Genomic DNA, 22,980 nt, shown 5'->3' with positions numbered 1-22,980 from the left:
CGACGACGCGGTCGCGGGTGGTTCCCCACGCCCCACCCCGAACGTTTACGCCTGTGGCCGCCCTCCGAGCGGCCGTGTCCTGGAACACCGTTACGCTCGACGTTGCCGACGGGGTCGCCCGCCTCACGGTCGACCGCCCCGACGCGTTGAACGCCATGAACACCGAGACGCTCGACGAAATCGGCGACGCCATCGCCGAAGCCGAAAGCGAGGACGCGCGCGTTCTCGTCCTCACGGGGGCCGGCGACAAGGCGTTCATCGCCGGCGCCGACATCGAATACATGAAGGAGTTCTCCACGCCCGAAGCGCTCGCCTACGCCGAACGCGGGCAGGATATCGTCCGCGACCTGCTCTCCTTCCCCGGCGTCACCATCGCCGCCATCAACGGCTACGCCTTCGGCGGAGGCTGTGAGTTCGCCCTCGCCTGCGACCTGCGGGTGGCGAGCGAACGCGCCGTCATCGGGCAGACCGAAATCGACCTCGGGATCATCCCCGGCTGGGGCGGGACGCAGCTCCTCCAGCGACTCGTTCCCGACGAGACGGCGCGCCGGCTGATCTTCTTCGGCGAACGCCTCGACGCGAGCGACGCCCACGAACGGGGACTGATCGGTGAGGTGGTCGCCCACGACGAACTCTACGACCACGTCGACGAGATGGCGGCCGAGTTGGCGGCCAAACCCCGCCACGCCCTCTACGCCGCGAAGGAGGCGCTCAACGCCTTCCACGAGGGCGGCGTCGAGACGGGCCTGAACGTGGAGCGGCGGGCCTGGAGCGGGCTGTTCGGCACGCCGGATCAGCGCGAAGGGATGTCGGCGTTCGTCGAGAAGCGCGACCCCGACTTCGAGTAGCGCAGCTCAGGTCGCTAGCACGCGCGCCCCGACTTTCAGCCCGACTGCCCCGAGAATCAGTGTGGCCGTGCCGACGACCACGACGAGGAGGACGCCGAACACGGCCACCATCCCGACCGTGTCCGGTCAGTACACGTCGCCGCCGAGGAGGTGCTGAAGCAGGTAGTACGCCCGGACGATGGCGCAAACTCAGCAGAAATTCTGCGTCGCGTAGATTTCCACACCCCCACCCGTATCCAACACGTACACACCGATTCCCATATCGTCCCAATAGGGGCGTAGAATGTTCCGTCGATGAGCGGGCGATTCCATCCAGCCTCGGACAGCGTTCGACGCGATGGTTTCCGCCGATGGTTCGGTTGACGCCGTCATCCGCCAGAGGTTCTCACCACCCGTCACATATCGGCCGCTCCCGATCGGAACTCGGCAGTTGTAGCCGAATTGATCGTACCGGTCCTCGAAGGTCTCTCCCGATGGCGATTCGTGTGCGAAGTATCCCTGTTGGGCCATCTCTTCACTGTGTGATCGGGCGATCTGTCGAAGGAGGTCGTCTTTCGGGATCGGATCGAGACCGTTCGCATCCCGGCGCTCGTTGATTTTCTGGTGGATCTGGTTTTCAATCCGCTCTCGCTGAGAATCGGAGCTGGCTGCTGTGGCACGCTCGTCTGTCTGTGTCGCTGTCACCGTCGACGTTCCAGCACCAACTCCAGCATCGCTTGCAGGAGATTGCTCGACGCCCGTGGGCGAGGATTCTCCACCATCAGGGACGGGCAGACCGGCATCCGATAGTGGTGTCAGTAGACCTGGTTGAACGATACTGAGGGCCCCGATCACGGCGAAGGCGATGACAGCCAAGATTACCGCGTACTTCGTCAGCGTCAGACCGATACCGACTGTCCGCCAGACGTAGTATCGAAGTCGGCGGACTCCGTACGCAAGTCTGGATTGCACCCGACCAACGCTATCGCGAAGTGTTGTGCTGATATCGGTCTTGTCCTCTGTCGTCCGCCTGGAATCTTTCGTTTCGACGGCTGGAGAACGCGCAGTCGGCGGATCCCGACTCGACGGGCCACGCGTTCTACTTGAGGTCTGACCCCCAGTCCCGGCTGGTGAGGCCGATGATCGCTGATCGTCGGTATCAGTATCTCTGTCTCGAAACTCGGGGGAGGACTCCGGCGCGGGTTTCTCGGGGACGCAGTAATGTTTCTCGGGAAGTCGATGCTCGGCGCAGAACTGCCCCCCACAGAAGTTGCAGGTGTTCGGAAGGTTGTCGTCGCCGTCACAACCCGGATGGTCGCAGTCCGCCATTAAATCTCGTTCTCAGCGTCAGTTGGCGTGGTTGGCGAGATTGTATCAGTGTCGCTGGGTCCGTCCAGTCCGTCGTCTTCCTCGGGTGAATGGAACGAGAGATCGACCGAGAGCCGAGGATAGCCAATACCCGTCTTGTCTCCGATAGCGCCCAGACAGACTGGCCACGCGAGGAGGGCGACGACCCCAACGACGAAGGAAGCGGTATCTCCAGCCACTGCGCCAGCCCCACCCGCAATCATCGCGACCGGGGCGAATAGCGCGAGAGCGACGAGAATGATTGAGAGAGTGATAACAATCCGCCAGAAAAAACCAACGAGGATGAACCACACCCATCGCACACCGTAACCAGCACTGCGTTTTAGCGACTCAGTCTCGGCCATGCTGTCATGTTATTCTAGTGATTGGAAAATGTATCGCCGCCTCGTTTTTCGGCGCGCATCGACGTGAATCGAGGTCATCCCCTGAGCCTCTCGGATCGGTCGCATCTCTTGGTCGCTTTTAGCGATATGATTACCGTAGTCGGGATGATAATCATCTACCTCCGCTGGGAGACCTATCCTCGGTACGTTTCGATGTCTAAATCGTCGATGGAACTGAAATGGTCGTCGCCGACGACGAGCGGAACACCGAGGGAGCGCGCAGTCCCGGCGATGTAAATATCGCTCTTGTTGATCATCTCTCCATCGGCACGTAGTTCGGCATAGATTTTGGCCGCTTCCGCGGCGGCCGTATTTGTGAACGACACCGGTTCTACCCATTCGTACTTCGACATCGCCTCTTCCTGAGGCATCTCCTGCGTGATCATCAGCCCGCGGTAGAGTTCGGACAGAACGATCGTCGACGCGCCGATCTCCTCGTCGTCGTGGGTAATCAGGTAGGCGATTGCAGCGTCGTCACCTTTGGCGTAGTCGATCAGAAACGAGGCGTCGACGAGCTTCACGATTCTCCCGAGAGGCGCTCATCGATCTCGTCGCCGAGTCCGTCGAACGATTCGCCGAGATCTTCGAGGCCCCGGACGACTTCTGCTTCGAGTTCGGCGGCCTCCTCGTCTGTGAGAAAGCCTGCGTTCGTCCGCCAATCGGAATCGAGTTCGTGGAGAAGGCGATCGAGGGTCTCACTAAAACTCTCGCCCCCTCGTTTGTGCGCCTTGAGCCGCTCGTAGACGTCTTCCTTGATCGCGATATTCTTCGAGGCCACTGTTTTGCGTATGGGTATGTGTACACATTAATGTTAGCCGTCGCTTTGCTGTCGAGTCCGGTTTGCGGCAACGCGAGGTCTGCGAGCGACTTGCGCGTCTGTGCGTCTGATAGAGTCGCCACCCATAGTCTATCTTCCTTTCAGCTATCGAAATGATACCCGGAGACTACAGCGTACGAGATGTCAGATTACTGGTTTTCGAGAGCGTCGAGAATACACGCGGCGGCGACGACCGCCTCTTTCGGGATCGAGCTGGCGTCGTCGATGCTGACCGTGTAGGTATCCCGCAGCGAGAGCTGTCCCTCGATGTCGCCGACATGCTCGCCGTCGGCGTCGAATATCTCGTACTTGTTCGGAATGAGGTTCGCGATGGAGATGAGGTGCCGGAGCGCTGCGAAAAGTTTGCTCTTCGATCGAATGGTCGCCAGCGCTTCCCCCGTCTCGGGGTCACGGATCGTCCAGTTCTCCACGAACAACGAGAAGTCCTCGTCGAGGACGACGACCTCGTTGCCGGTCCCCGAATCCGTGATTGCGTAGTTCCCGGCCACGTCCATGATGCCGCCCGCTTTCACCGTGAACGCGTCCTCGCCATCGCCGGTTACGAACGGGAACTCCTCTTTCATCTTGAACATCTTCTGCTTCCCGCGCAGGACGACCTCACCGGTACTGTCGCGGACGGTGTACTTGTTCCGTACCGCCGACTGCTTGACCTCGTAGCGGTCATCGTCGAGATTGACTGTGGAGATATCGTACGGTGACGATCCCGATGCGGACGTGGAGGGCTCGGACATGGACGATTTGTGTCTCATACCCGGAGAAAAGCTTTCTGCACGGGCTGGCCCTTGGAACAGCGTCCTCAAAGTGTCGGGAATCTGTTAGAGGATCGACCCCGGGTGACTTTCATTCTGGAACCTCACCACGGGTACCGTTCGTCCCGTCACACCCACGGTCAATTGTGATAATTTGTCGAGAGTTCTGAGAGGGGCCGAGCACGATGGCCCGGAACCTGACCGTCTCACCCTCGCTCACAACCGTCTTCCGTGAGCAATACTGAGGCCACCACTACAATTATTTGATCAAAGAATCGGGTGAACTGTATGTCCACACGACTTAATGTCGACTATTGGTCCTCGCTGTATCCCGTCTACACCAACTACGGTGAAAAATACCGCGATGCGATGGAATGCACACAGCTGCTAGATCGGGCCGAGTCGCTCTGGAACTGGAAAGGTCTGAATCGAAGCATCCCGTTTGACGACATAGCGCCGATAATCGAACAGGTGGATTTCGAGGAGTACGTCCGCTGCCCCCAGCAAAACGCAGTCGAATCGTTGTCTTCGCGGCTGTGCGACCACGAGATTCTAAACTCGGGGAGTCTCGTCACACCGGCCTTTCTGCTCCATCTGGCGGCAAGCGAACCGGATCAGTACTCGGTGAAATTCCCAATTTACGACCGTCGTGTCTGGAATGCATACGTCTATCTGTGGGGACATCGCGGCAAAGGAGACCACCTGTACACCGCAGCGAGCCACAGTCCATCCAAGTACGAAGACTTCTGCCAGAAATTCAGTCAAGCCTGCCCTGACGGAAAGGGTCGAGAGTACGAACGGGCGCTCTTCATGTTCGGCGGATTCATTATGGACATACCACCGAAAGACGAGACGACCCGGATCGAAAAGGTAGACGAGATTTTAGAGAAACAAGAACAGGCACTTTCAAAGACGCAACAGCGAGCCGATTGCGTGGCGGTCGATATCGATGGCGTCTACGATGCCCGCTGAGACGACGGCGGCCGATTGGTGCTGCTCTCAACGCAAGTCCGATCGCGGAGTTGACCTCCCTGAGAGAGGTCACAGCTCCGCATCAAGCATCACTCTACCAACACGGTAATCGGCGGGATATTAAAGACGCTGCGGGGGATTGGAGACGATATGTTGCCGGTTGACGAAGCGTGGGAACAACTCGTTACGCAGTATGGGGACTCACTCCGGGCAGTCACGAGCTTTCGAAACGGAGAGTTCGAGACGCGGATGCGAGATGATGTCCGAAGTCTCTACACGGACCGCGAAGATCAGCGCGTCGTCGACGAAATCACACTCGGACAGTTAATGTCTCAACGACTCGAAAGCGAGTTCAAATGTGGACAGCTCACCGGAACAGTCCACATATTCGACGAGGCACTCGTCGCCGTACAGACTGATCCTACTGGGCGAAAGACGGGCTATCTCGTAACGCTCGACCGCGGGGACGTGACGGTCGCTGATCTGGAGGACTGTTTCGAGTATCTCCGGACAGTGGTTCGTTAACCAGTTTCGGAGGTGCAAGTTACAAGAGAGGATCTATCGCGGGACTAAGCGATAGAACTGCTGACTCATACTGGCGGCTGTAACTGTTTCAAGATACTCGTCGCCTCGGAGTGACGAGTATCTTGATTGACTTACAGTCGCCAGTATCAGCGCTCAAAACGCCCGGTAGTTGGACTTCCACTCAGCCCAGTCCCATCACTAGACACTCGCGATTGCTCATGGTTCGATTCTCGCCATAACTGTTCACGCCGGGCCCACGCCTCTAAGTGTCGAGGGGTCGTACGACCGGGTATGAGCGAACGCGTGAAACTGAGCCGAGTCGAGTCCGCGTTCGAGCGACTCGACTACCCGGTCACCCGCGACGACGCAGCCGCCGAATTCGTCGACGTCACCGTCACCTTCGCGGACGGCGAGGCCAACCTCGGGGAACTCGTCTCCGAAGTCGGGAGCGACGCTTTCCACGGTCCCGACGAACTGCACGCCGAACTCCAGAACGTCCTCCCGGTCGAGGCGGTGGGCGAACCCGGGCAGTCGGACGGCGACGCGTAGACGCGCCGTATCCGTGGGTTAAAGGCAGTCGAGCGTCAGGATTCGAGCCAGCATGAAGTTCTGCGACGAATGCGGGTCGATGATGCAGACGGAGGGCGACAAGTGGGTCTGCACGCAGTGTGGCTACGAGACGCTTCGTGACGAGGCCGCGGAGGCCGAGATGGTCACCACACAGGCCCAGGAGGAGTCGGAGATCATCGAATCCGGCGGCGGCTCCAGCGGCCTGCCCACCACGAGTGCCAACTGTCCCAACTGTGACAACGACGAAGCCTACTGGTATATGCAACAGATCCGCTCGGCCGACGAATCCGAGACGCGCTTTTTCGTCTGTACCGAGTGCGAACACAAGTGGCGCGAAGACGACCACTGAGTGAGTTTCTCGGAAGTCATCATAGATTCTCGCCGGACTGTCCCGGCGAGAATCTATCCACAGTTGCGATAACTCGGCTCTGTAGAATCCCTCAGAATTTGATAGATGTGGCGTGCTGAATATAGGGAGTAGATTCAGCAGGGCGATACCGGTGTGGGTTACAGAGTCAGGTACTCTCGCTCACATCGATGACGTAAGCCTCCCGGGACGGCGACCGGTCATTCGAGCCACTCGGCGAAGGAATCGGTCGCCTCGGCTCGTCGGATGTACTCGCGTTGCATCCCGGTTATCGCGTCCGAGAGGTCCTCGCCCGCCTCGATCCGGTCGCGGACCTGCCGCCGTTTCCACGTGCTGGGGGTCGTCCGGGCATCCCACCGGGCCGCGACGGGCCCGAGTAACTCGTCGATGTGGGCCGGTTCGAGTCCGCGGTCCTCGAGTCCACGGCGGGCCAGCTCGAACACTTCGTCGTAGATTACGGTGAGGTCGGTAGTCCGGTCGCCGTCGCGGATGACCCACGCCAGATCGGCGTCGAGGCCATCACGCGCCGCGGCGTACAGCGACTCCTTTGCCGCGGACCACGGCAGGGAGGGCAGCGGGTGGTCAGTCGCGACGACGCCGTGAATCACGCCGACGACCAGCGCCTGCAACCCGACCACGTCATCGACTCCCGGTTGGGACGCCAGCGGGCGGTACTCGATGCGTGGTCCCTCGGGTCCGAGGACGGGGCGCACCCACCGCCAGCACGTTCCCTGTCCGTGCAAGAACTCCCAGAACTCGTCGACGAATCCCTCTCGAGGGGCGTCCGTGGTCCACTCGCGGAGGTACGGCGCACACCGGCGGTCGTCGACCACTCGCTCGACGACGTCGACGGGAGATTCGATATCCCGTGGGAACCGGACCTTCCCCGGATCGCCCACGTTCATCGCTTCGAATACGGGGAGTCGGTGTTCGACGGGACCATCGAGCACCACCTCGGGATCATCCACATCGTAGAGATCCGGTGGCAGGAAGGGGGCGTTCGTCGACAGCGCGAGGACCGGCCCGAGGGTCCGGAGCGCGACGTTGAAGTAGTTCGGAAATTCGCAGGTTGGCATCTGGAGGTGTATCTGCATCGACGTGGCCAGGGATTCGACCAGGATAGTGGGGAACGTGCGTCGACAGCCGAACACGTCGAGTTCGACCGGTCCGTGGGCCATGATGTCGGCGTTGAGGGCGTAGTACCGTGGCTCCGGTGCCATGTTCGGCGGGATCACAACGTCGTCGTCGCGGTCCACCGCGGTCAGGTACGCGAGCGAGCCACCTCGTGGCGGAATCGTCCACATCCCGTCGGTGACGAACCGACGACCCGCGTCCCTGAACGCCCGGTTCACACGGTCGATCCGCTCGGTGATGGCGGCGACTTGCTCGTCGATACCCTCTGGAGTGAACTCCGTCGCTGGCGTGTTCAACTCGGCGTTGTGCCGGCCGAGTTCGCGTTCACAGACCGTGCCGAACGCGGGTTCGGGAACCGCGGCTATTCGTTCCTCACCGTCGACAGCGATGCCCTCCAACTCGAGCCCGAGGGTGTACCCTCCGTCGAACCGCCCGTCAGCGAATGCTTCGCGCAGCCGCGCGGCTTGGTCGGTCATCCGCCGTTCGAACTCCTCGTGGACCTCCTCTCGGCGGGTGGCCCGGACGAGCGCCAGGGAGTCCATCAAACTACTTTGGTACTCGTTAGCACATGAACCCTCGGTCCGCGTATTCAGTAGGACTCTCCTTCTGCTGAATACGCGCGGTGTATCTCGCAGCACCTTCTCGAGCTACCGGGCAACTGTCAGTATCGGCGTGACCGATACAGAGCGTGGATTCAGCAGAGTCGCGCGTCGCTGGCGGTGTGGTCGCTGTCTGGTCCCGTGTTATGCGTCTCCGTCTGATTGGTAGGGTTCACCGACAGCCCTGCGTGGAAGCACGTTGTGGAGTGCCGTCTCAATATCAGCAGCGGAGTCGAACGTCTCATTGGTGGTCTCCGAAATTAGGTTGCCGAGGTCTGCCTCGCCATCGGCTAACACCAGCGTGACATCCGCGAACTCTTCTGCTGCAGCAGTTCGTTCGAGGGGGTATTTGACGTCTCCGAGCAAGGTCGAAATGTCACCGAATCTAATTTTACGTGCCATTGGAGATTTTTGGGTGGTCGGACATGCTATTTTTTGAGGGTGGACTCGCCGTCGAATCTGGACGCCGCACGTTCGTCGGTCGCTCAGGCATCCATGTCTGCCACTTTCTCGGCGAGTTCGGGGTTGCGGTCGGCGTGCTGGTGGACGATCTTCCACTTGCCGTCCTCCTTCCGATAGATGTTCGTCGCCCGGTGCTCCCAGGTGATCGGTTCACCCGCTAAGGTCGCCGACAGCGACTCGGTGCAGAGTTCGTATGCAAGGTCACCGGTGACGCGGATGAGCTGGTCCGTGCGGGTGGCCGTGCCATCCGTACACGCTGCCGCGACTCCCTCCATAGACCCACTGATGGCGTCCCAGCCCTCCTCCCGTCCACCGAGTTCGGTCGTGGCCGTCACGTCGCCCTCGTGTGACCAGATCTCCGCCATGGGACCGGCATCCCCGTTCATCATCTCTTCTAGTGCACTGTAGAACTGGTCAGATGCAGCTCGGACGTCCTCTTCAGCGGTTGTCTTCGAGGGCTCGTCTGCTTCGGTACGTGATTGATTCATGTGCTGGCTCTCCATACTCACAGAGGACGCCCAGACGTGTGAACTGGTAGCATTTTCACGCTGCGGTGGTGTTACCAATGAATGAATTACACACGACCGACCAGCCGGGAGGCGTGCTGAATATGCGCTATGTATGCCGCAACATCGCTCGCAACTGTTCGACTTCGGTGGTACTGGTCTGACAGTTATAAAAGCGGAGTCGGCGATGAGCAGGTGGACGCCGCCGATGGTCTCGGCACGCCGAAGCCAGTGGATTCACGCAGCTCTTGCGGCAGGTGTTCCCGCAGCGGTTTGCTCGAAGGGGGACCGGTCGGTCCCAAACTATACTGCATTCAGCAGCGAAACACTCGTATGGGTAATTCCAAACTAACACACTACGAAGTCAGTGCTTCGCGTGTCAGTCCGCACCGGACCCGAGTGACGACTGAAGACGGGGAGTTCGTCGTCGGACACGACGTGAATCCCGTCGAGTATCTCCTCGGATCCGTTCTGGGCTGTCTCAACTCGACCGGGACGATGGTCGCCCGCGACATGGATATCGACATCGTGTCACTCGAGGCAACGGTCGAGGGTGACGTGAACTACGCGATGTATCTGGGCAAGGACTCCGAGGACCGTCCCGGTCTGCAAGGACTAGACGTATCCCTCTCGGTTGAGACGGAGGGCGACGCTGACCTCGACGCTTGGCTTTCGGCCGTCAAAGAGCGGTGTCCGGTCACTGACAACGTCGAACACGAGACTGGACTCAACGTTACACTCGATTGAACTGATCGGGAGTTGCACGTGGCTAGCCGGATGGGGTGAGCCGACTCCGCTTTCGGCTCTGCCCGTGATGAATACGCGCTCTGTATTCACCACCCGACCAGTAACTGAGTATTTCAACGGCGCCGATAACTCCTATTCCCCGACGCGTCGCCGGTCCCTCGCTGTCGGACCAACATATTTAGCCGCCGCCGAGTCAGTGTAGGCGAGATGGTCGACCCGCCGTCGGTCCCCGACGACCTGCTCACGGACTGGCGCCGCGCCGACGACACGACGGAGACGCTCTTCTCGGCTGCCGGCGTCACCGTCACCGCACGACTCCTGCGCTACGAGGACGACTACCTCCGAGCGCGCATCCGCGAACGGGCCGGCGTCGACCGAAGCTGGCGGTTCTTCCTCGCCGCCCGACTCGAACTCACGCCCCAGCCGCCGGTGACTGGCGCGCTCCGGGGCCTCGTCGCCGCGCAGGCGAGTCGCGGCTTCGCCAACCGCCTTGGCGACCGCGGATTCGACGCCGTCGACCGCGTCGAGCGCCGCATGCTCCGGATCGGCGACCACGAGGCCCGCCTGTTCGGCTACGACTCTCGCTGTCCCGTGGACAGCGTCACGCTCTCGGTCGACGGCTGGCTCGCGGTGTGGGCGCCGGATCGGGCGTTTCGGCTGGCCGGCGGCGCCTACCCGACCGGCGTCGTCGACGCGACCGACGACGAGACGGCCGACGCGCTCCGCGACTGCCTCGATCCGTCGGCGTTCCGGTCGGACCTGTTCGCGTTGCTCCGCGGAATTGCGTGATCACGCCCGCCACTCGGTCAGCGCCGCGAGAAGGAGGCCGCCGAGGCTGATACGGGCAGGGGCGACGCCGAGGGCGCGGGAGAGTGGTCCGGGGTCGTATCCGGGCCCCGCCCGCGCGACGCTCCGGCCGCGCACCCGCACGTCGAGGGTCACGTCCGCGTCGCGCAGGCCTGCGACGAGATGCGACCGGTCGGGGAGGGGCGGGCCGCCGTCGATCAGCGTCCGCAACACCGCGAGCGACGGCGCGGCGACGACGACGAGGTCGCCGTACCCCCGGATCGATACTGTCGCCTCGTCGACGGTGAGAGTCAGATCGGCGTCGATATCCAGCGCCCGGTCGAGGTCAGTCACTCGTCGTCGCCGTCGCCGACGCGTTCGCGGGTCCTGATGCGAACCGTGCCGTCGAGTCGCCAGCGGGCGTGGTCGGCGTCCGGTCCCATCCGGTCCGGCACCCGTATCTCCAGGTCGTCGAACTCGTAGGTGATTTCGGCGCCACGACCCGTGAGGCGTTCGTAGAGACCGACCGCCAGTTCGGGCCACGTCCGCACGTCGTCGATGTCCGCGCCGCGCTCCCGACTCATGAATGTCGATTCGGAAGCCACGCACTTATACAGTCGGTCGGGCTCCCGGTGCGTGGGAGCGACGCCGACGGCGCCTACTCCCACCGCGCGACGGTGAGATACCCCGTGTGGCCGACGCCCCGGGTGTCGGGGCGCGACCCTCGGTCGTCGAATTTCATCCGCCGCTGAATCGTCTCGTGAGTCGTCACGTCGGTCAGCCCCGCGTCCGCGGCGGCCTCGACGGCCGCGCGCGACCCCTCGACGAACGGCGAGTAGACGACGACGAAGCCGCCGCTCACGAGGAGGTCGGGCGCTCGGCGGACCACGGCTGGCGCGTCCTCCGTATCGAGGGTGAGGATGTCGAACCCCGGCCCGTCGACGAGTGTCCCCATCGACTCCAGTACGTCGCCCGTCCGCACGTCCACCGTCTCCGCGACGCCCGCGAGCCGCATGTTCTCCCGGGCCACCTCGGCGAACTCCGCGTCGCGCTCGTAGGTCACCACGTCTGCGTCGAGGCGACCGAGGTAGGCCGCGAGGACGCCGGTGCCGGTCCCCGCATCGAGGACGCGGTCACCCGCCGCCGCGCCGGTGAAGCCGACGACGAGTCCGATATCTCGAGGCATCATCGGCGCGCCCGTCCGTTCGAAGTGGTCGAACAGGTCTGGGCCGCGTGGGTCGCGGACGACGAACTCGTCGCCCAGATGCGTCTCCAGTCGGTCGCCGGGTTCGGCGTCGTCGGGGACCGTCAACACGCCGAGGTCGGTCTGGAGTTCCTCGCCGGGCGCCCGGAGATACTCCCGGTCGCCGTGGACCAGCAGGAACGTCGGCGTCACTCCAGTCGGGCGATGGCCGCCGCCAGGTCGCCGTCCTCGGCTTCGAGGGCCTCGCGCGCGTCCGACTTGCTCGCGCCAGCACGGGTCGCGACGAGTTCCACGTCGTCCTCGGGGATGGCGTCGTCGTCGCCACTCTCGTCGGCCTCGTCGGCCTCGTCAGCCGATTCGACGGCGCCAGCTGCCTCACCGGCCTCCCGAACCTCGGGCTCGCCGACGACCTGGTACGTCTCCTGACCCTGCGCGTCCATGCGCGTCACTTGCACGTCGGAGAAGACGAGTTCCTCGTCGGCCGTCCGGATGACGACCTCCTCGGCATCGAGTTCGGTCACGTCGATGCCCATCTGTTTCATCATCTGTTTCATCTTTCGCGGGTTCATGCCGCCGCCACCAAACATAGCTCGTGGGTGGGGGTGCGAGGCCAAAAGGATGGCGAAGGGGCGGCGTCGTGCGGTCGTACTATCGACGTACGGCCGACCGTTCAGTTCAACACCCAGAACCGGTAGTTGAGGTAGGCCGCGAAACACACCCAGAGGAGGTACGGCACCAGCAAGAGCGCCGCCCGGCGGTCGACCCAGGCGAACGCTCGGATCGTGAGCAGGATCAACGCCAGGAGGACGAGGATCACGGCCAGGCCAAGGTCGACCGACTGGAGGCCGAAGAAGGCGGCCGACCACGCGAGGTTGGCGACGAAGTGGATCGCGAAGACGGCGAGTGCGACCCGGGCGCGGCGGTCGGCCGCCGACCCGTGCAGTCGCCGCCAGACCAGCCACACCGCGATACCCATGAGCGCGAACAGCACCGTCCAGACCGGCCCGAACACCCAGTTCGGCGGCGCGAGCGCCGGTCGCTGGAGCGTGCCGTACCACGGGGTGAGGCCGCGGGCGGTGAAGACGGCGCCCGACGCGCCGACGAGTTCCACCGCGATGACGGCGAGAACCAGCGAGAGTCGCGGGCGTCTGTCGGGCAGGCGACGGAGCGTGGTCAGGATCGACACTGCCCGACTGTAGTATTCATTGACATATAGCCGTATCGCACACGGCGGTGCAGCGTTCGCTGCGCCGGTGACCGCTACACGTGCGGTTTCGGCATCAGATTCTCGAACCGCTGGTCGGCCAGCCACTCACAGAGCTGGCAGAGCTGGTCGGTCGCTTCCTCGAACATCCGGGCGCCCTTCTCCGCGGTGGCGTCCGTCTGGTCGCCGAGGACGCCGTTTTCCGTGTTGTCGGCGGCGTCGTAGAAGGTGCGCGAGCCGTATTTGATCGTCTCCGCAGCTTCCACGTCGGGGACGCCGCCGTCGCGGGCGGCCGCCAGTTGGTCGTCGCGGACGAGGTGCGGGTGGAGGTGCTGGATCATGGCCGTCTCTTTCGGCCCGCCGTGGGGGCCGTTCTGGGCGAACAGGTCGTCGACGAGTTCGGGGATGCTGTCGTTCCACATCCACTCGATGGCGTAGAGTTCTTCGTCGTCGCGGAGGCGACGGCCCACCTCGCGCAGATGCTCTATGTTCCCGCCGTGGGCGTTGACGTAGATGACGCGGTCGATGCCGTGGTAGGTGAGGTTGCGGGTGAACGACTCGACGTAGTCGCGGAACTGCGGGGCGTCGACCCACATCGTTCCGTTGAACTGCCGGTGGTGGGGGCTGACGCCGACGTTGATCGTCGGGGTACAGAGGTAGCCGGTTCGCTCCGCGGCCTCGCGGGCGAACGCTTCGGCGATCAGGTGGTCGGTCGCGAGTGGGAGGTGAGGGCCGTGCTGTTCGGTGGAGCCGAGAGGCACGAGCGCCAGCGATTCGTCGGAAAAGTAGTCGCCCAGTTCGGGCCACGTCTCGTCTGCGATGTACATCCTACCCGTGTTCGGGGGGGCATGCCCTTCAATCGTATCACTCGCGGTGAGAACAGCGGGTGGCCGCCGCGTTCAGCCGTCGAGGCCGCCGTCCGTCGACGCGCGTGCGTCGGTCGCTCCAGTCGCGTCCGTCGAGACCGTCCGGGCGTCGGCCGTGAACTGATCGAGTAGTTCCTGAAGCGAGTCGGCTTGTTCCGTGAGCGCCTGTGCGCTCTGGGAAACGTCCGCGAGCGTCGATGTCTGTTCCTCCGCGGCGGCGGAGACGTTCGCCGCCTCCGCGCTCGACCGGTCGGCGACGCGTTCGACTTCGTCGAGCATCGAGACCACGTCGCCGGTCGAGGCGGCCTGATCGTCCGTCGCCTCGCTGATCTCACGCACACCCGTGTGAAGATCCTCGACGTGGTCGGCCACCTCGTCGAGGGAGGTGAGCGCCTCGTCGATGGTTTCGGCGCCGTGTTCGACGCCCTCGCCCATCGCCTGCATGTCGTCGACGGCCCCGTTCGCGGACGCCTGCACGTCCGCGATCCGGCGGTCGATCCGTTCGGTGGCGTCGGCGGCTTCGCTGGCGAGTGACTTGATCTCGTCCGCGACGACGGCGAAGCCGTCGCCGTCCACGTCGGCGCGGGCGGCCTCGATGGAGGCGTTCAGCGCCAGCATGTTGGTCTGCTCGGCGATATCCGCGATCAACTCGACGATCTCGCTGATCTCGTCGATCTCCTCGGCCAGCGACACGACCTCGTCGACCGTTTCGTCGGTACGGGCTTCGATCTGCGCCAGTTCGTCGATAGCATCCGCGGCCGCGTCGCTCCCGGACTCGCTGATCTCGGCGGCACGGTCGGCGGTCGACGCCACTTCGTCGGCCGACGACGCCACTTCCTCGATAGCGCCCGAGAGGCTCTGCATCTCGCCCGAAATCTCCGTGAGCCGTTCGTCCTGTCGTTCGGCCCCTGCCGACACCTCCTGAATCGACTCGCTGACCTCGGCGCTCGCGCTCCGAACTTCCTCGGTGCTCGCGGTCACCTGCTGGCTCGCGGTCGCCACCTCGTCGGCGAACGACCGAATCCGGCTCAGGGTCCCCTCCATCTCCGCCATCATGTCGTTGAACGACTCGGCGATGGTCTCCATCGCCGCACTCCGACTGTCCGTGTCCATCCGCTGGGTCAGGTCGCCGTCGGCGGCCGCCGCCATCGTCTCACCGAACGTTTCGGCCGTGGCCTCCAGATCGTCGTTCAGGTCTTCGACCTCTCGGCGTGCCGCTTCGGCGTTCTGCTTTGCCTCCTTGGCCTCGCGTTGTGCGCGCTCCACGTCGTCGCTCATGCGGTCGATGGTTTCGCCAAACGCGCCCGGCACCTCCTGATCGAGTACCGGTGCGTCGAACCGTTGCTCCGCGACCGCTTCGGCCTGCGCCGCGACCGTCGAGAGGTAGTCCTGCATCTCGGCGAACGCGGCCGTCATCTCACCGATCTCGTCCTCGCGGTCGGACGATTCGACTTCGACGTCGAGGTTCCCCTGTGCGATGGACTGTGCGTCCTCGGTGAGGCGATCCAGCACGGTCACCGTATCGCGGCCGAGCGTCAGGCCGATCAGGAGGAAGCCGGCGAGCGAGATGCCGATGAGCGACAGGAAATCGCGCGTGACGATGCCGGCCAGCGCGTACGCCTCCGACCGCGGCAGGTGCGTGACGACGACCCAGTCGGCGCCCTCGACCGGTGCGTAGCCGACGACAAGATCCTTTCCGGGCATATCCATCACGCCCGTCTCGCCGTTCTGCGCCTTCTGGATGTGTCCGTCACCGTGCTGATACGGTTCGAGCGCCGCCTCCTCGTTCTGGGCGAACTCGACGACGCCGTGACTGTCGACCACCTGTGTGAAACTCGACTCGGTCGGGGTTCGGAACTTGTCGGCGCGCTCCCGGGCGTTCGCAGTCAGCATGATCGCCCGATCCGTTCCCTCGATCCGGCTGAGGAACGCGATCACTTCGGTGCCGTCCTGTCGGTACCCCTCGGTGATCGCGACGGCCGAGGGATCGTCCATCCGGAACGATCCGTGCGCCCACGTCACTTCGGGCACCGTCGTCCCCACGCGGTCGTCGCTGGTGCTCTCGACGATCTGTCGGGAGTCGAGGTCGACGTAGTGAATCGCTCGCGTCGACTCGAACTGTTCGAGTTCGTGGTCGAGCGTCGAATCGATGCGCTCCCGGTCGCCGGAGCGCACCGCTCCGAACTCGGAGAGCAAGCGCGTCTTCTCGCTGTTGCGGTTCAGCCAATCGCTGACTGCGTCGGCCTCCAGTTCGGCAATCGTCCGCAGTTCGTTCTGTCGCTCGTGGCGGAGTTCTTCGGTCACCTCGCCTTGGAAGAAGAACCCGGCGCCGGCCACGACGACCAACACGATTGCGACGATAGCCGCGAACTGTTTCAGATAACTATCACGAACGAACGACGGCAGGAATTTCATACACGTCCCCCCACTGTGGGTTCCGAACAACACCCTCGTCTCCTATGGCTCGACATATGGCCCGATTTGACGACTGGTATAAAGAGAGCAGGTTGCGATTATCAAACGAGAGAACGGTGAGCGTTCGGCTTCAGCCCGTCCCACCGGTCAGGCGCTCCCGACGGCGCTCGAACTCCTCCTCGTCGAGGTCGCCGGCGGCGTACCGTTCGCGGAGGACGGTCAGTGCCCCGTCCTCGCCGCCCTCGCCCTCGTGGGCTCTCAGGTAGAGCGCCGCGGCGACGATGCCGAGAGCGAGGAGCGCGAGCAGAAGCACGAGCCACCAGCCACCCATGCCGAGACCGAAGCCGACGCCGCCCATGCCGGTTCCGGGACCGGGGCCGGCACCCCAGTGGTGACCGCCCCCGCCCCAGTGGGGGCCGTGCGGTCCGGGACCGTGGGGGCCGTGAGGGCCGGGCTGCCACTGTGCGAGTAGGGTGGAGAGTGTGGATATGATAGTCATCGTGCTCACCTCAGTTAGAGAATGGTCGTCCGAGACGATACCGTCTTCGCTGGTTCCCGAGACCCGGGAATCGGACGCGTACGGCAGGTTCGAACACTTAAGTCTGCGGCGCTCCTCCGACCGTCTATGTTCGACCCCGACGACCTCGACGCGATCCGCGAGGCCAAGGCCGAGTGGGAGGCCGAGACGTACGGGCCGACCGTGGATCGGTTCGGGGAACGAAAGGACACGTTCACCACCGACACCGGAGGGCAGGCGGTCGATCCGCTCTACACCCCCGCCGACGTGACCGACCTGGACTACCGCGAGGATATCGGCTTCCCGGGTGAGGAGCCGTACACTCGGGGCGTCTACTCGACGATGCACCGTGGCCGCCTGTGGACGATGCGCCAGTACGCGGGCATGGGGACGGCCGCGGAGACCAACGAGCGCTTCAACTACCTGCTCGACGAGGGGCAGACCGGCCTGTCGATGGCGTTCGACCTGCCGACGCAGATGGGCTACGACTCCGACGCGACGATGGCCGCGGGCGAAGTCGGGAAGTCGGGCGTCGCCATCGACTCCCTCCGGGACATGGAGACGGTGTTCGACGGCATCCCGCTGGACGAGGTGTCGACCAGCATGACGATCAACGCCCCCGCGGCCATTCTGCTCGCGATGTACGTCGCCATCGGCGATCAGCAGGGCGTTCCCCGGTCCGAACTCCGGGGTACCATCCAGAACGACATCATGAAGGAGTACATCGCGCGCAACCTCTACATCTACCCGCCCGAGCCCTCCATGCGCCTGATCACGGACATCTTCGAGTTCTGCGCCGCGGAGACGCCGAAGTTCAACACCATCTCCATCTCGGGCTACCACATCCGCGAGGCCGGCTCCACGGCGGCCCAGGAAATCGCCTTCACCCTGGGGGACGGTATCGAGTACGTGAACGCCGCCCTCGACGCCGGCCTCGACGTGGACGAGTTCGCCCCGCAGCTCTCCTTTTTCTTCAACGCTCACAACAACATCTTCGAGGAGGTGGCGAAGTTCCGCGCCGCCCGGCGGATGTGGGCGCAGATCATGGAAGAACGGTTCGGCGCCGAGAACCCCAAATCCAAACAGCTCAAGTTCCACGCCCAGACCGGCGGCTCGACGCTCACCGCTCAGCAGATCGAGAACAACGTCGTCCGGGTGGCGTATCAGGCGCTCGCCGCCGTGTTGGGCGGCACCCAGAGCCTCCACACCAACGGCAAGGACGAAGCGCTCTCCCTGCCGACCGAGCAGAGCGTCCGCACCGCGCTCCGCACCCAACAGATCCTCGCCCACGAATCAGGCGCGGCCGACACCATCGACCCGCTAGCTGGGAGTTACTACGTCGAGTCGCTGACCGACGAGCTAGAGCAGGAGGCGTTCGGGATCTTGGAGGAGATCGACCAGCGTGGCGGGATGCTCGACGCGGTGAAATCCCAGTGGGTGCAGGGCCAGATTCAGGACGTGGCTTTCGACCGCCAGCAGGAGATCGAGGAGGGTGAACGGATCATCGTCGGCGTCAACGAGTACCGGGTCGACGAGGACCCCGAAGTCGATCTGGAGGAAGTGACCGAGGAAGACGAACGCCGACAGATCGACCACCTCGAAACCGTTCGTGCCGAACGCGACGACGAGGCGGTCGACGCCGCGCTCGCCGCTCTCCGTGAAACGGCCCGTGGTGACGATAACTTGCTTCCTCCCATCGTCGACGCCGTCAAAACGTACGCCACCGTCGGCGAGATCGCGAACGTGCTTCGCGACGAGTTCGGTGAGTATCAGCCCGGCCGTTAGGGCGCCACGACCTGCTGCCCCAATCGCTCGACGTACTCGTCGATAACCGTACTCTTCCGGTGTTCGACCATCAGGTGAATCCGGAGTTCGGTGCGTCCCTCGACTGCCCGGGCACACAGCGGGCAGCCCGTCCCCTCTCCTTTGTTCATGGTCTTTCATTACATTATACCTACTGTCGGCTCTTATAGATTGTGGTGCGCCCGACAAACGGGCCTCCCGACCCGTGGGAGCGACGACGCGTCTTTATTCCCCCACGGTTCGAATTTCTAACACATGAGTCCGATGTACGACACGATACTTGTGCCGACCGACGGAAGCGGGGTAGCAGGGGTCGCGGCCACGCAGGCCATCGCCCTCGCCGATCGGTTCGGCGCCGACGTACACGCGCTGTACGTCCGGGAGGACGAAGCCGACGAGGGTGGGGAGATAGCGACGACGGCAGTCGCGGAACAGGCGGCGACCGCCGATGTCGCCGCCACGACGGCCGTCGTCGATGCCGACGGGCCAGTTTATCGTGCGATCCTCGACTACGCCGACGACCACGGCGTCGACTGTATCGTCATGGGAACCCACGGTCGGACCGGCCTCGGCCGCTATATCCTCGGCAGCGTCGCGGAGCGGACGCTCCGGGAGTCGCCGGTCCCGGTCGTTACCGTCCACGAGGAGACGGTCGTCGACGAGGATCTGGAGACGATCCTCGTCCCGACCGACGGGAGCGACTGTTCGGAGGCCGCGGCCGCCCACGCCGTCGCCCTCGCGGAAGCGACCGGCGCGTCGCTCCACGTCGTCCACGTCGTCGACCTCGGCGTCCTCCCGGTCGACGAGTCGGGCGCCCTCATCGAGGAACTCCAGCAGGCCGGTCAGCACGCGCTGGAATCGGTCATCGACCGTGCCGAGGACGTATCGAGCGTGCAGGCGTCGGTCCTGAGCGGGTCCCCGTACCGCGCCATCGTGGACTACGCCGAGTCGGAGGACGTCGATCTCGTCGTGATGGGGACCCACGGCCGGACCGGGTTCGACCGCTACCTCCTCGGTAGCGTTACCGAACGGGTCGTCCGCCTCAGCGACCGCCCGGTGCTCACGCTCGACGACCACGAGCGGACCTGAGCGGCGTCGTCCGTTCTCGGCGGGTGAGAATCATCCTCACAATATTATCAATAAGACAACAACTTTCGAGTGGTGAGATCACCATGTCCCTCGACGACCTGATGCGGACGGACGTCGTAACGACAGCCCCGGAAACGCCCGTCGACAAGGTGGCGGCCGTGATGCGAGACGAGAACGTCGGGAGCGTCGTCGTCGTCGCGGACGGCACGCCGGTCGGCCTCGTGACCGACCGGGACATCGCCGTTCGCGTCGCGGCCGGCGGGGAGGACCCGTCGACGCTGACCGCGGAGTCGGCGATGACGCCCGACCCGGTGACGGTCGACGACGATACCGGCGTGTTCGACCTCTGTACCACGATGTGTGACCACGAAGTTCGGCGGATGCCGGTCACTGACGACGGCGAACTCGTCGGCATCGTGACCCTCGACGACCTGATCGTCCTCCTGACCGCGGAACTGGGGAACCTCGCCGGCGTCATCGGCGCCGAGTCGCCACCCTACTGAACGCGTGTCGGCCCGGCGCAACCCCTCGTTCTCACGCCGTAGGAATCCCCGCCGACATTGATGAATATTCGCCGACATTTCTACCCATGGACTTCGACGAGTTCACCGGTACGATCCAGCATCGCCTCGAACTCCCCGGCACCGGCGAGACGGTTCGCGCCATCCGCGCGACGCTGTCGACGCTCGGACAACGCATTCCGGCCGGCGCCGCCGAGGACCTCGCCGCCTCGCTCCCGATGGAGATTCGCTGGTACCTGACCGGTGCCGTCCACGAACACGGCCAGCGCTTCGACTGGCGGGAGTTCGTTGCCCGCGTCAGCGACATCGAGAACGCCGACGCCGCCGACGCCGCGTACCACGCACAGGTCGTCGTCGACCTGATGCACTCGCAGGTGCCAGCCTCCGATTTCCAGCAACTGCGCGATCAGCTTCCGGAAGACGAAGACGACGAGAACTGGGGTAAGCTCTTCCAGCTGGTCGACGCCGGCGGGTGGGACGAGGCGCGCGGGGAGTAGCTCGGCAGCGGAAGCCGATTACTCGGAGTAGCCTTCCTGCAGGAACGTGCCTTCCGTCTCGTACATCGAGACCAGTTCTTCGATGAACTCTTCGTGGGTCTCGTCCTCTTCGAGGTGTTTGTCCAGCCGTTCTTTGAGTTCGTCGCTGATTTCGAGCGTGTGGGTCATGGGCGTGGGCGTCTCCGTACCTCCCCAAACGCGGCCACGATGGAAATAGCTAGTCCCCGCGTTCGGGATGGATCGTCAGAACGGGCACGTCGAGGGTTCGAACGACCCGTTCGGTGACGCTGCCGATCAGCGCGTGCTGGATGCCGGTCCGGCCGTGGGTGCCCATCACGACGAGGTCGACGCCTTCCGCCTCGGCGTACTCCCGGATACACCGGTGGGGAACGCCGAGGCGGATGGCCTCGACCGCCGGCACGTCCGCCGCCTCGGCGCGGTCGAGCACCGCCGCCGTCGGGTTCCGGTCCGACTCCTCGACCAGTGCCACGACCTCGTCGTGGTCCATGTCGGCGCTGATGGGGCTCATGCGCACGTCGACCACGTAGAGTGCGTGGACGGTCGCGCCGTGTGCCTTCGCGAGGGCGACGGCGTGGGCGGCCGCGGCCTCGGCCCCGGGACTCCCGTCCGTCGGGACGAGGATCGTCTCGTACATCGTCCGTCCCGACGGGGGCGGTTCCCTTGAAGGTAGGCGGAAAGTGGACCGACTGCTCCCCGCCCCGACGATGCCAACTATGATGGTGTCGGGCCGTGCGCCTACAGGTATGCCCAACTACCGAACCCTCCACGATCCCAACGCGGAGTACACGATGCGGGATCTCTCGGCCGAGACGATGGGCCTCTCGGCCGACCGCGGTCCCCGCGATGTCGAGATTACCGACGTACAGACCACGATGGTCGACGGCAACTACCCCTGGGTGCTCGTTCGCGTCTACACCGACGCCGGCGTCGTCGGCGACGGCGAGGCCTACTGGGGCGGCGGCGACACCGCCATCGTCGACCGGATGGCACCCTTCCTCGTCGGCGAGAACCCCCTCGACATCGACCGCCTGTACGAACATCTGATCCAGAAGATGTCCGGCGAAGGGTCGATTTCGGGCAAGGTGATCTCGGCCATCTCGGGCATCGAAATCGCGTTGCACGACGTGGCCGGCAAGCTCCTCGACCTGCCCGCGTACCAACTCCTCGGCGGGAAGTACCGCGACGACGTGCGGGTGTACTGCGACTGCCACGCGGGCGACGAGTCCGAACCGGCGTCGAACGCCGAGGAGGCCGAACGCGTCGTCTCCGACCTCGGCTACGACGCGCTGAAGTTCGACCTCGACGTGCCCTCGGGCCACGAGGTCGACCGTGCCAACCGCCACATGCGCGGCCCCGAGATCGAGCACAAGGCCGAGATCGTCCGGCAGGTCTGCGAGACGGTCGGCGACCGCGCCGACGTGGCCTTCGACTGCCACTGGTCGTACAGCGCCGGGAGCGCGAAACAGCTCCTCGCAGCGGTGGAAGACTACGACGTGTGGTGGATCGAGGACCCCGTCCCGCCGGAGAACCACGACGTACAGCGCGAGGTCACGCAGTCGTCGACAACGCCGGTCACCGTCGGCGAGAACGTCTACCGAACCCACGGCCAGCGCCGCCTCATCGAGGAGCAGGCAGTCGACATTCTCGCGCCCGACCTGCCGAAGGTCGGTGGGATGCGCGAGACGCAGAAGATCGCCAACCACGCCGACCTCTACTACATCCCCATCGCGATGCACAACGTCTCCTCGCCCGTCGGGACGATGGCGAGCGCACAGGTCGCGGCGACCATCCCCAACGCCCTCGCCGTCGAGTTCCACAGCTACCAGCTCGGCTGGTGGGAGGATCTGGTCGAGGAGGACGACCTGATCGAGGGCGGACGCATGTCCGTCCCCGAGAAACCGGGGCTCGGTCTGACGCTCGACCTCGACGCCGTCGAGGCGCACATGGTCGAGGGGGAGACGCTGTTCGACCCGGCGTGACTCGAGCCGAGGCGAGGAACAACGTTTAGTC

General features: G+C 64.1%; 31 protein-coding genes and 1 pseudogene. 12 read left to right on the top strand and 20 right to left on the bottom strand.

The window, feature by feature from the left end; translation table 11 throughout:
- The first annotated feature begins 74 nt into the window (after window positions 1–74).
- Entirely contained in the window at window positions 75–848 is a 774-nt protein-coding gene (locus DU502_RS11130; RefSeq protein ID WP_121919426.1) for an enoyl-CoA hydratase/isomerase family protein, read from the top strand.
- Window positions 849–1,037: 189 nt separating this feature from the next.
- On the opposite strand, the gene DU502_RS11125 is transcribed toward DU502_RS11130, so the two are convergent.
- The 6 genes and pseudogenes from DU502_RS11125 to DU502_RS11105 form a co-directional block, all read right to left on the bottom strand.
- The gene (locus DU502_RS11125; protein ID WP_166033584.1) at window positions 1,038–1,799 is read right to left on the bottom strand and encodes a CAP domain-containing protein; all 762 of its coding nucleotides are present in this window, start codon (window positions 1,797–1,799) and stop codon (window positions 1,038–1,040) included.
- 252 nt (window positions 1,800–2,051) lie between these two features.
- Window positions 2,052–2,156: pseudogene (locus DU502_RS18865) on the bottom strand (AN1-type zinc finger domain-containing protein); the annotation flags it as partial.
- Entirely contained in the window at window positions 2,156–2,539 is a 384-nt protein-coding gene (locus tag DU502_RS11120) for a hypothetical protein (RefSeq protein WP_121919425.1), read from the bottom strand. The pseudogene DU502_RS18865 and the gene DU502_RS11120, both read right to left, overlap by 1 nt.
- Window positions 2,540–2,712: 173 nt before the next feature.
- Entirely contained in the window at window positions 2,713–3,099 is a 387-nt protein-coding gene (locus DU502_RS11115; protein ID WP_158601135.1) for a PIN domain-containing protein, read from the bottom strand.
- On the bottom strand, window positions 3,096–3,356 hold the full coding sequence (locus DU502_RS11110) for an antitoxin VapB family protein (RefSeq protein ID WP_121919423.1): 261 nt from the start codon (window positions 3,354–3,356) through the stop codon (window positions 3,096–3,098). Before DU502_RS11110 ends, DU502_RS11115 begins: the two co-directional genes overlap by 4 nt.
- 188 nt (window positions 3,357–3,544) lie before the next feature.
- Window positions 3,545–4,147: an LURP-one-related/scramblase family protein gene (locus DU502_RS11105; protein ID WP_121919422.1), complete on the bottom strand. Its 603-nt coding sequence runs from the start codon at window positions 4,145–4,147 to the stop codon at window positions 3,545–3,547.
- 306 nt (window positions 4,148–4,453) lie between these two features.
- Between DU502_RS11105 and DU502_RS11100 the strand changes: the two genes are divergently transcribed.
- From DU502_RS11100 to DU502_RS11085, 4 genes are all read left to right on the top strand, one after another.
- Window positions 4,454–5,137, top strand: a complete 684-nt coding sequence (locus tag DU502_RS11100) for a hypothetical protein (protein ID WP_121919421.1) — start codon at window positions 4,454–4,456, stop codon at window positions 5,135–5,137.
- A 327-nt stretch (window positions 5,138–5,464) separates the two neighbouring features.
- Entirely contained in the window at window positions 5,465–5,662 is a 198-nt protein-coding gene (locus DU502_RS11095; RefSeq protein WP_124897061.1) for a hypothetical protein, read from the top strand.
- Between the two features lie 291 nt (window positions 5,663–5,953).
- Window positions 5,954–6,211 carry a DUF5789 family protein gene (locus DU502_RS11090; RefSeq protein WP_121919419.1) on the top strand — a complete coding sequence of 86 codons (258 nt, stop codon included), beginning with the start codon at window positions 5,954–5,956 and terminating at the stop codon, window positions 6,209–6,211.
- Between the two features lie 52 nt (window positions 6,212–6,263).
- On the top strand, window positions 6,264–6,581 hold the full coding sequence (locus tag DU502_RS11085; protein WP_121919418.1) for a transcription factor S: 318 nt from the start codon (window positions 6,264–6,266) through the stop codon (window positions 6,579–6,581).
- A gap of 218 nt (window positions 6,582–6,799) precedes the next feature.
- Here DU502_RS11085 and DU502_RS11080 read toward each other — a convergent pair whose 3' ends face one another.
- From DU502_RS11080 to DU502_RS11070, 3 genes are all read right to left on the bottom strand, one after another.
- Window positions 6,800–8,275 carry a glutamate--cysteine ligase family protein gene (locus tag DU502_RS11080; RefSeq protein WP_121919417.1) on the bottom strand — a complete coding sequence of 492 codons (1,476 nt, stop codon included), beginning with the start codon at window positions 8,273–8,275 and terminating at the stop codon, window positions 6,800–6,802.
- A 201-nt stretch (window positions 8,276–8,476) separates the two neighbouring features.
- On the bottom strand, window positions 8,477–8,734 hold the full coding sequence (locus DU502_RS11075) for a DUF5789 family protein (protein WP_121919416.1): 258 nt from the start codon (window positions 8,732–8,734) through the stop codon (window positions 8,477–8,479).
- Between the two features lie 83 nt (window positions 8,735–8,817).
- Entirely contained in the window at window positions 8,818–9,282 is a 465-nt protein-coding gene (locus DU502_RS11070; protein WP_121919494.1) for a YybH family protein, read from the bottom strand.
- A gap of 417 nt (window positions 9,283–9,699) precedes the next feature.
- Here DU502_RS11070 and DU502_RS11065 point away from each other — a divergent pair, with 417 nt between their 5' ends.
- Window positions 9,700–10,047, top strand: a complete 348-nt coding sequence (locus DU502_RS11065) for an OsmC family protein (protein ID WP_199722659.1) — start codon at window positions 9,700–9,702, stop codon at window positions 10,045–10,047.
- A gap of 207 nt (window positions 10,048–10,254) precedes the next feature.
- Complete coding sequence (locus DU502_RS18305; protein ID WP_121919414.1) at window positions 10,255–10,836, top strand: hypothetical protein; 582 nt, start codon at window positions 10,255–10,257, stop codon at window positions 10,834–10,836.
- Here DU502_RS18305 and DU502_RS11055 read toward each other — a convergent pair whose 3' ends face one another.
- From DU502_RS11055 to DU502_RS11020, 8 genes are all read right to left on the bottom strand, one after another.
- On the bottom strand, window positions 10,837–11,187 hold the full coding sequence (locus DU502_RS11055; protein WP_121919413.1) for a hypothetical protein: 351 nt from the start codon (window positions 11,185–11,187) through the stop codon (window positions 10,837–10,839).
- Window positions 11,184–11,417: a hypothetical protein gene (locus tag DU502_RS11050; RefSeq protein WP_121919412.1), complete on the bottom strand. Its 234-nt coding sequence runs from the start codon at window positions 11,415–11,417 to the stop codon at window positions 11,184–11,186. The genes DU502_RS11055 and DU502_RS11050 overlap by 4 nt, the downstream gene beginning before the upstream one ends.
- A gap of 74 nt (window positions 11,418–11,491) precedes the next feature.
- Window positions 11,492–12,229, bottom strand: coding sequence for a methyltransferase domain-containing protein (locus DU502_RS11045; RefSeq protein ID WP_121919411.1), 738 nt, complete (start codon window positions 12,227–12,229; stop codon window positions 11,492–11,494).
- The gene (locus DU502_RS11040; protein WP_121919410.1) at window positions 12,226–12,624 is read right to left on the bottom strand and encodes a nascent polypeptide-associated complex protein; all 399 of its coding nucleotides are present in this window, start codon (window positions 12,622–12,624) and stop codon (window positions 12,226–12,228) included. The genes DU502_RS11045 and DU502_RS11040 overlap by 4 nt, the downstream gene beginning before the upstream one ends.
- A gap of 83 nt (window positions 12,625–12,707) precedes the next feature.
- Window positions 12,708–13,217, bottom strand: a complete 510-nt coding sequence (locus DU502_RS11035; RefSeq protein WP_199722669.1) for a TspO/MBR family protein — start codon at window positions 13,215–13,217, stop codon at window positions 12,708–12,710.
- An 80-nt stretch (window positions 13,218–13,297) separates the two neighbouring features.
- A complete protein-coding gene (locus tag DU502_RS11030) occupies window positions 13,298–14,068 on the bottom strand; it encodes a creatininase family protein (protein WP_121919409.1) in 771 nt (256 codons plus the stop codon).
- A gap of 72 nt (window positions 14,069–14,140) precedes the next feature.
- Window positions 14,141–16,522, bottom strand: a complete 2,382-nt coding sequence (locus DU502_RS11025) for a methyl-accepting chemotaxis protein (protein WP_121919408.1) — start codon at window positions 16,520–16,522, stop codon at window positions 14,141–14,143.
- A gap of 130 nt (window positions 16,523–16,652) precedes the next feature.
- Window positions 16,653–17,021, bottom strand: coding sequence for an SHOCT domain-containing protein (locus tag DU502_RS11020; RefSeq protein WP_121919407.1), 369 nt, complete (start codon window positions 17,019–17,021; stop codon window positions 16,653–16,655).
- 126 nt (window positions 17,022–17,147) lie between these two features.
- Here DU502_RS11020 and DU502_RS11015 point away from each other — a divergent pair, with 126 nt between their 5' ends.
- Window positions 17,148–18,824, top strand: coding sequence for an acyl-CoA mutase large subunit family protein (locus tag DU502_RS11015; RefSeq protein WP_121919406.1), 1,677 nt, complete (start codon window positions 17,148–17,150; stop codon window positions 18,822–18,824).
- Here DU502_RS11015 and DU502_RS18300 read toward each other — a convergent pair.
- Entirely contained in the window at window positions 18,821–18,973 is a 153-nt protein-coding gene (locus DU502_RS18300) for a hypothetical protein (protein WP_158601134.1), read from the bottom strand. The genes DU502_RS11015 and DU502_RS18300 overlap by 4 nt on opposite strands.
- A gap of 124 nt (window positions 18,974–19,097) precedes the next feature.
- On the opposite strand from DU502_RS18300, the gene DU502_RS11010 reads away from it, so the two are divergent.
- From DU502_RS11010 to DU502_RS11000, 3 genes are all read left to right on the top strand, one after another.
- Window positions 19,098–19,931, top strand: a complete 834-nt coding sequence (locus tag DU502_RS11010; protein ID WP_241966766.1) for a universal stress protein — start codon at window positions 19,098–19,100, stop codon at window positions 19,929–19,931.
- Window positions 19,932–20,014: 83 nt separating this feature from the next.
- Window positions 20,015–20,434, top strand: coding sequence for a CBS domain-containing protein (locus DU502_RS11005; RefSeq protein ID WP_121919405.1), 420 nt, complete (start codon window positions 20,015–20,017; stop codon window positions 20,432–20,434).
- 86 nt (window positions 20,435–20,520) lie between these two features.
- A complete protein-coding gene (locus DU502_RS11000) occupies window positions 20,521–20,949 on the top strand; it encodes a DUF2267 domain-containing protein (protein ID WP_121919404.1) in 429 nt (142 codons plus the stop codon).
- 18 nt (window positions 20,950–20,967) lie between these two features.
- Here DU502_RS11000 and DU502_RS18295 read toward each other — a convergent pair whose 3' ends face one another.
- Both DU502_RS18295 and DU502_RS10995 read right to left on the bottom strand, forming a co-directional pair.
- On the bottom strand, window positions 20,968–21,117 hold the full coding sequence (locus DU502_RS18295) for a DUF7557 family protein (RefSeq protein WP_166033669.1): 150 nt from the start codon (window positions 21,115–21,117) through the stop codon (window positions 20,968–20,970).
- A gap of 49 nt (window positions 21,118–21,166) precedes the next feature.
- A complete protein-coding gene (locus tag DU502_RS10995) occupies window positions 21,167–21,604 on the bottom strand; it encodes a universal stress protein (RefSeq protein WP_121919403.1) in 438 nt (145 codons plus the stop codon).
- 109 nt (window positions 21,605–21,713) lie between these two features.
- Here DU502_RS10995 and DU502_RS10990 point away from each other — a divergent pair, with 109 nt between their 5' ends.
- Window positions 21,714–22,949, top strand: coding sequence for a mandelate racemase/muconate lactonizing enzyme family protein (locus tag DU502_RS10990; RefSeq protein WP_121919402.1), 1,236 nt, complete (start codon window positions 21,714–21,716; stop codon window positions 22,947–22,949).
- The last annotated feature ends 31 nt before the right edge of the window (window positions 22,950–22,980 follow it).

This window comes from Haloplanus aerogenes, assembly GCF_003856835.1.
Lineage (GTDB): Archaea > Halobacteriota > Halobacteria > Halobacteriales > Haloferacaceae > Haloplanus > Haloplanus aerogenes.
Note: the sequence above shows the minus strand (reverse complement) of the source record. Positions and strands in the feature narration are given on the sequence as shown.

What these genes read in the sequence shown, in the direction of transcription:
- DU502_RS11105 (WP_121919422.1), bottom strand. Translation starts at nt 4,147, where the DNA reads ATGTCCGAGCCCTCCACGTCCGCATCGGGATCGTCACCGTACGATATC.
- DU502_RS11085 (WP_121919418.1), top strand. Translation starts at nt 6,264, where the DNA reads ATGAAGTTCTGCGACGAATGCGGGTCGATGATGCAGACGGAGGGCGAC.
- DU502_RS11090 (WP_121919419.1), top strand. Translation starts at nt 5,954, where the DNA reads ATGAGCGAACGCGTGAAACTGAGCCGAGTCGAGTCCGCGTTCGAGCGA.
- DU502_RS11030 (WP_121919409.1), bottom strand. Translation starts at nt 14,068, where the DNA reads ATGTACATCGCAGACGAGACGTGGCCCGAACTGGGCGACTACTTTTCC.
- DU502_RS11050 (WP_121919412.1), bottom strand. Translation starts at nt 11,417, where the DNA reads ATGAGTCGGGAGCGCGGCGCGGACATCGACGACGTGCGGACGTGGCCC.
- DU502_RS11075 (WP_121919416.1), bottom strand. Translation starts at nt 8,734, where the DNA reads ATGGCACGTAAAATTAGATTCGGTGACATTTCGACCTTGCTCGGAGAC.
- DU502_RS10995 (WP_121919403.1), bottom strand. Translation starts at nt 21,604, where the DNA reads ATGTACGAGACGATCCTCGTCCCGACGGACGGGAGTCCCGGGGCCGAG.
- DU502_RS11040 (WP_121919410.1), bottom strand. Translation starts at nt 12,624, where the DNA reads ATGTTTGGTGGCGGCGGCATGAACCCGCGAAAGATGAAACAGATGATG.
- DU502_RS18300 (WP_158601134.1), bottom strand. Translation starts at nt 18,973, where the DNA reads ATGAACAAAGGAGAGGGGACGGGCTGCCCGCTGTGTGCCCGGGCAGTC.
- DU502_RS11005 (WP_121919405.1), top strand. Translation starts at nt 20,015, where the DNA reads ATGTCCCTCGACGACCTGATGCGGACGGACGTCGTAACGACAGCCCCG.
- DU502_RS18305 (WP_121919414.1), top strand. Translation starts at nt 10,255, where the DNA reads ATGGTCGACCCGCCGTCGGTCCCCGACGACCTGCTCACGGACTGGCGC.
- DU502_RS11010 (WP_241966766.1), top strand. Translation starts at nt 19,098, where the DNA reads ATGAGTCCGATGTACGACACGATACTTGTGCCGACCGACGGAAGCGGG.
- DU502_RS18295 (WP_166033669.1), bottom strand. Translation starts at nt 21,117, where the DNA reads ATGACCCACACGCTCGAAATCAGCGACGAACTCAAAGAACGGCTGGAC.
- DU502_RS11015 (WP_121919406.1), top strand. Translation starts at nt 17,148, where the DNA reads ATGTTCGACCCCGACGACCTCGACGCGATCCGCGAGGCCAAGGCCGAG.
- DU502_RS11100 (WP_121919421.1), top strand. Translation starts at nt 4,454, where the DNA reads ATGTCCACACGACTTAATGTCGACTATTGGTCCTCGCTGTATCCCGTC.
- DU502_RS10990 (WP_121919402.1), top strand. Translation starts at nt 21,714, where the DNA reads ATGCCCAACTACCGAACCCTCCACGATCCCAACGCGGAGTACACGATG.
- DU502_RS11120 (WP_121919425.1), bottom strand. Translation starts at nt 2,539, where the DNA reads ATGGCCGAGACTGAGTCGCTAAAACGCAGTGCTGGTTACGGTGTGCGA.
- DU502_RS11080 (WP_121919417.1), bottom strand. Translation starts at nt 8,275, where the DNA reads ATGGACTCCCTGGCGCTCGTCCGGGCCACCCGCCGAGAGGAGGTCCAC.
- DU502_RS11095 (WP_124897061.1), top strand. Translation starts at nt 5,465, where the DNA reads ATGTCTCAACGACTCGAAAGCGAGTTCAAATGTGGACAGCTCACCGGA.
- DU502_RS11025 (WP_121919408.1), bottom strand. Translation starts at nt 16,522, where the DNA reads ATGAAATTCCTGCCGTCGTTCGTTCGTGATAGTTATCTGAAACAGTTC.
- DU502_RS11070 (WP_121919494.1), bottom strand. Translation starts at nt 9,282, where the DNA reads ATGAATCAATCACGTACCGAAGCAGACGAGCCCTCGAAGACAACCGCT.
- DU502_RS11020 (WP_121919407.1), bottom strand. Translation starts at nt 17,021, where the DNA reads ATGACTATCATATCCACACTCTCCACCCTACTCGCACAGTGGCAGCCC.
- DU502_RS11000 (WP_121919404.1), top strand. Translation starts at nt 20,521, where the DNA reads ATGGACTTCGACGAGTTCACCGGTACGATCCAGCATCGCCTCGAACTC.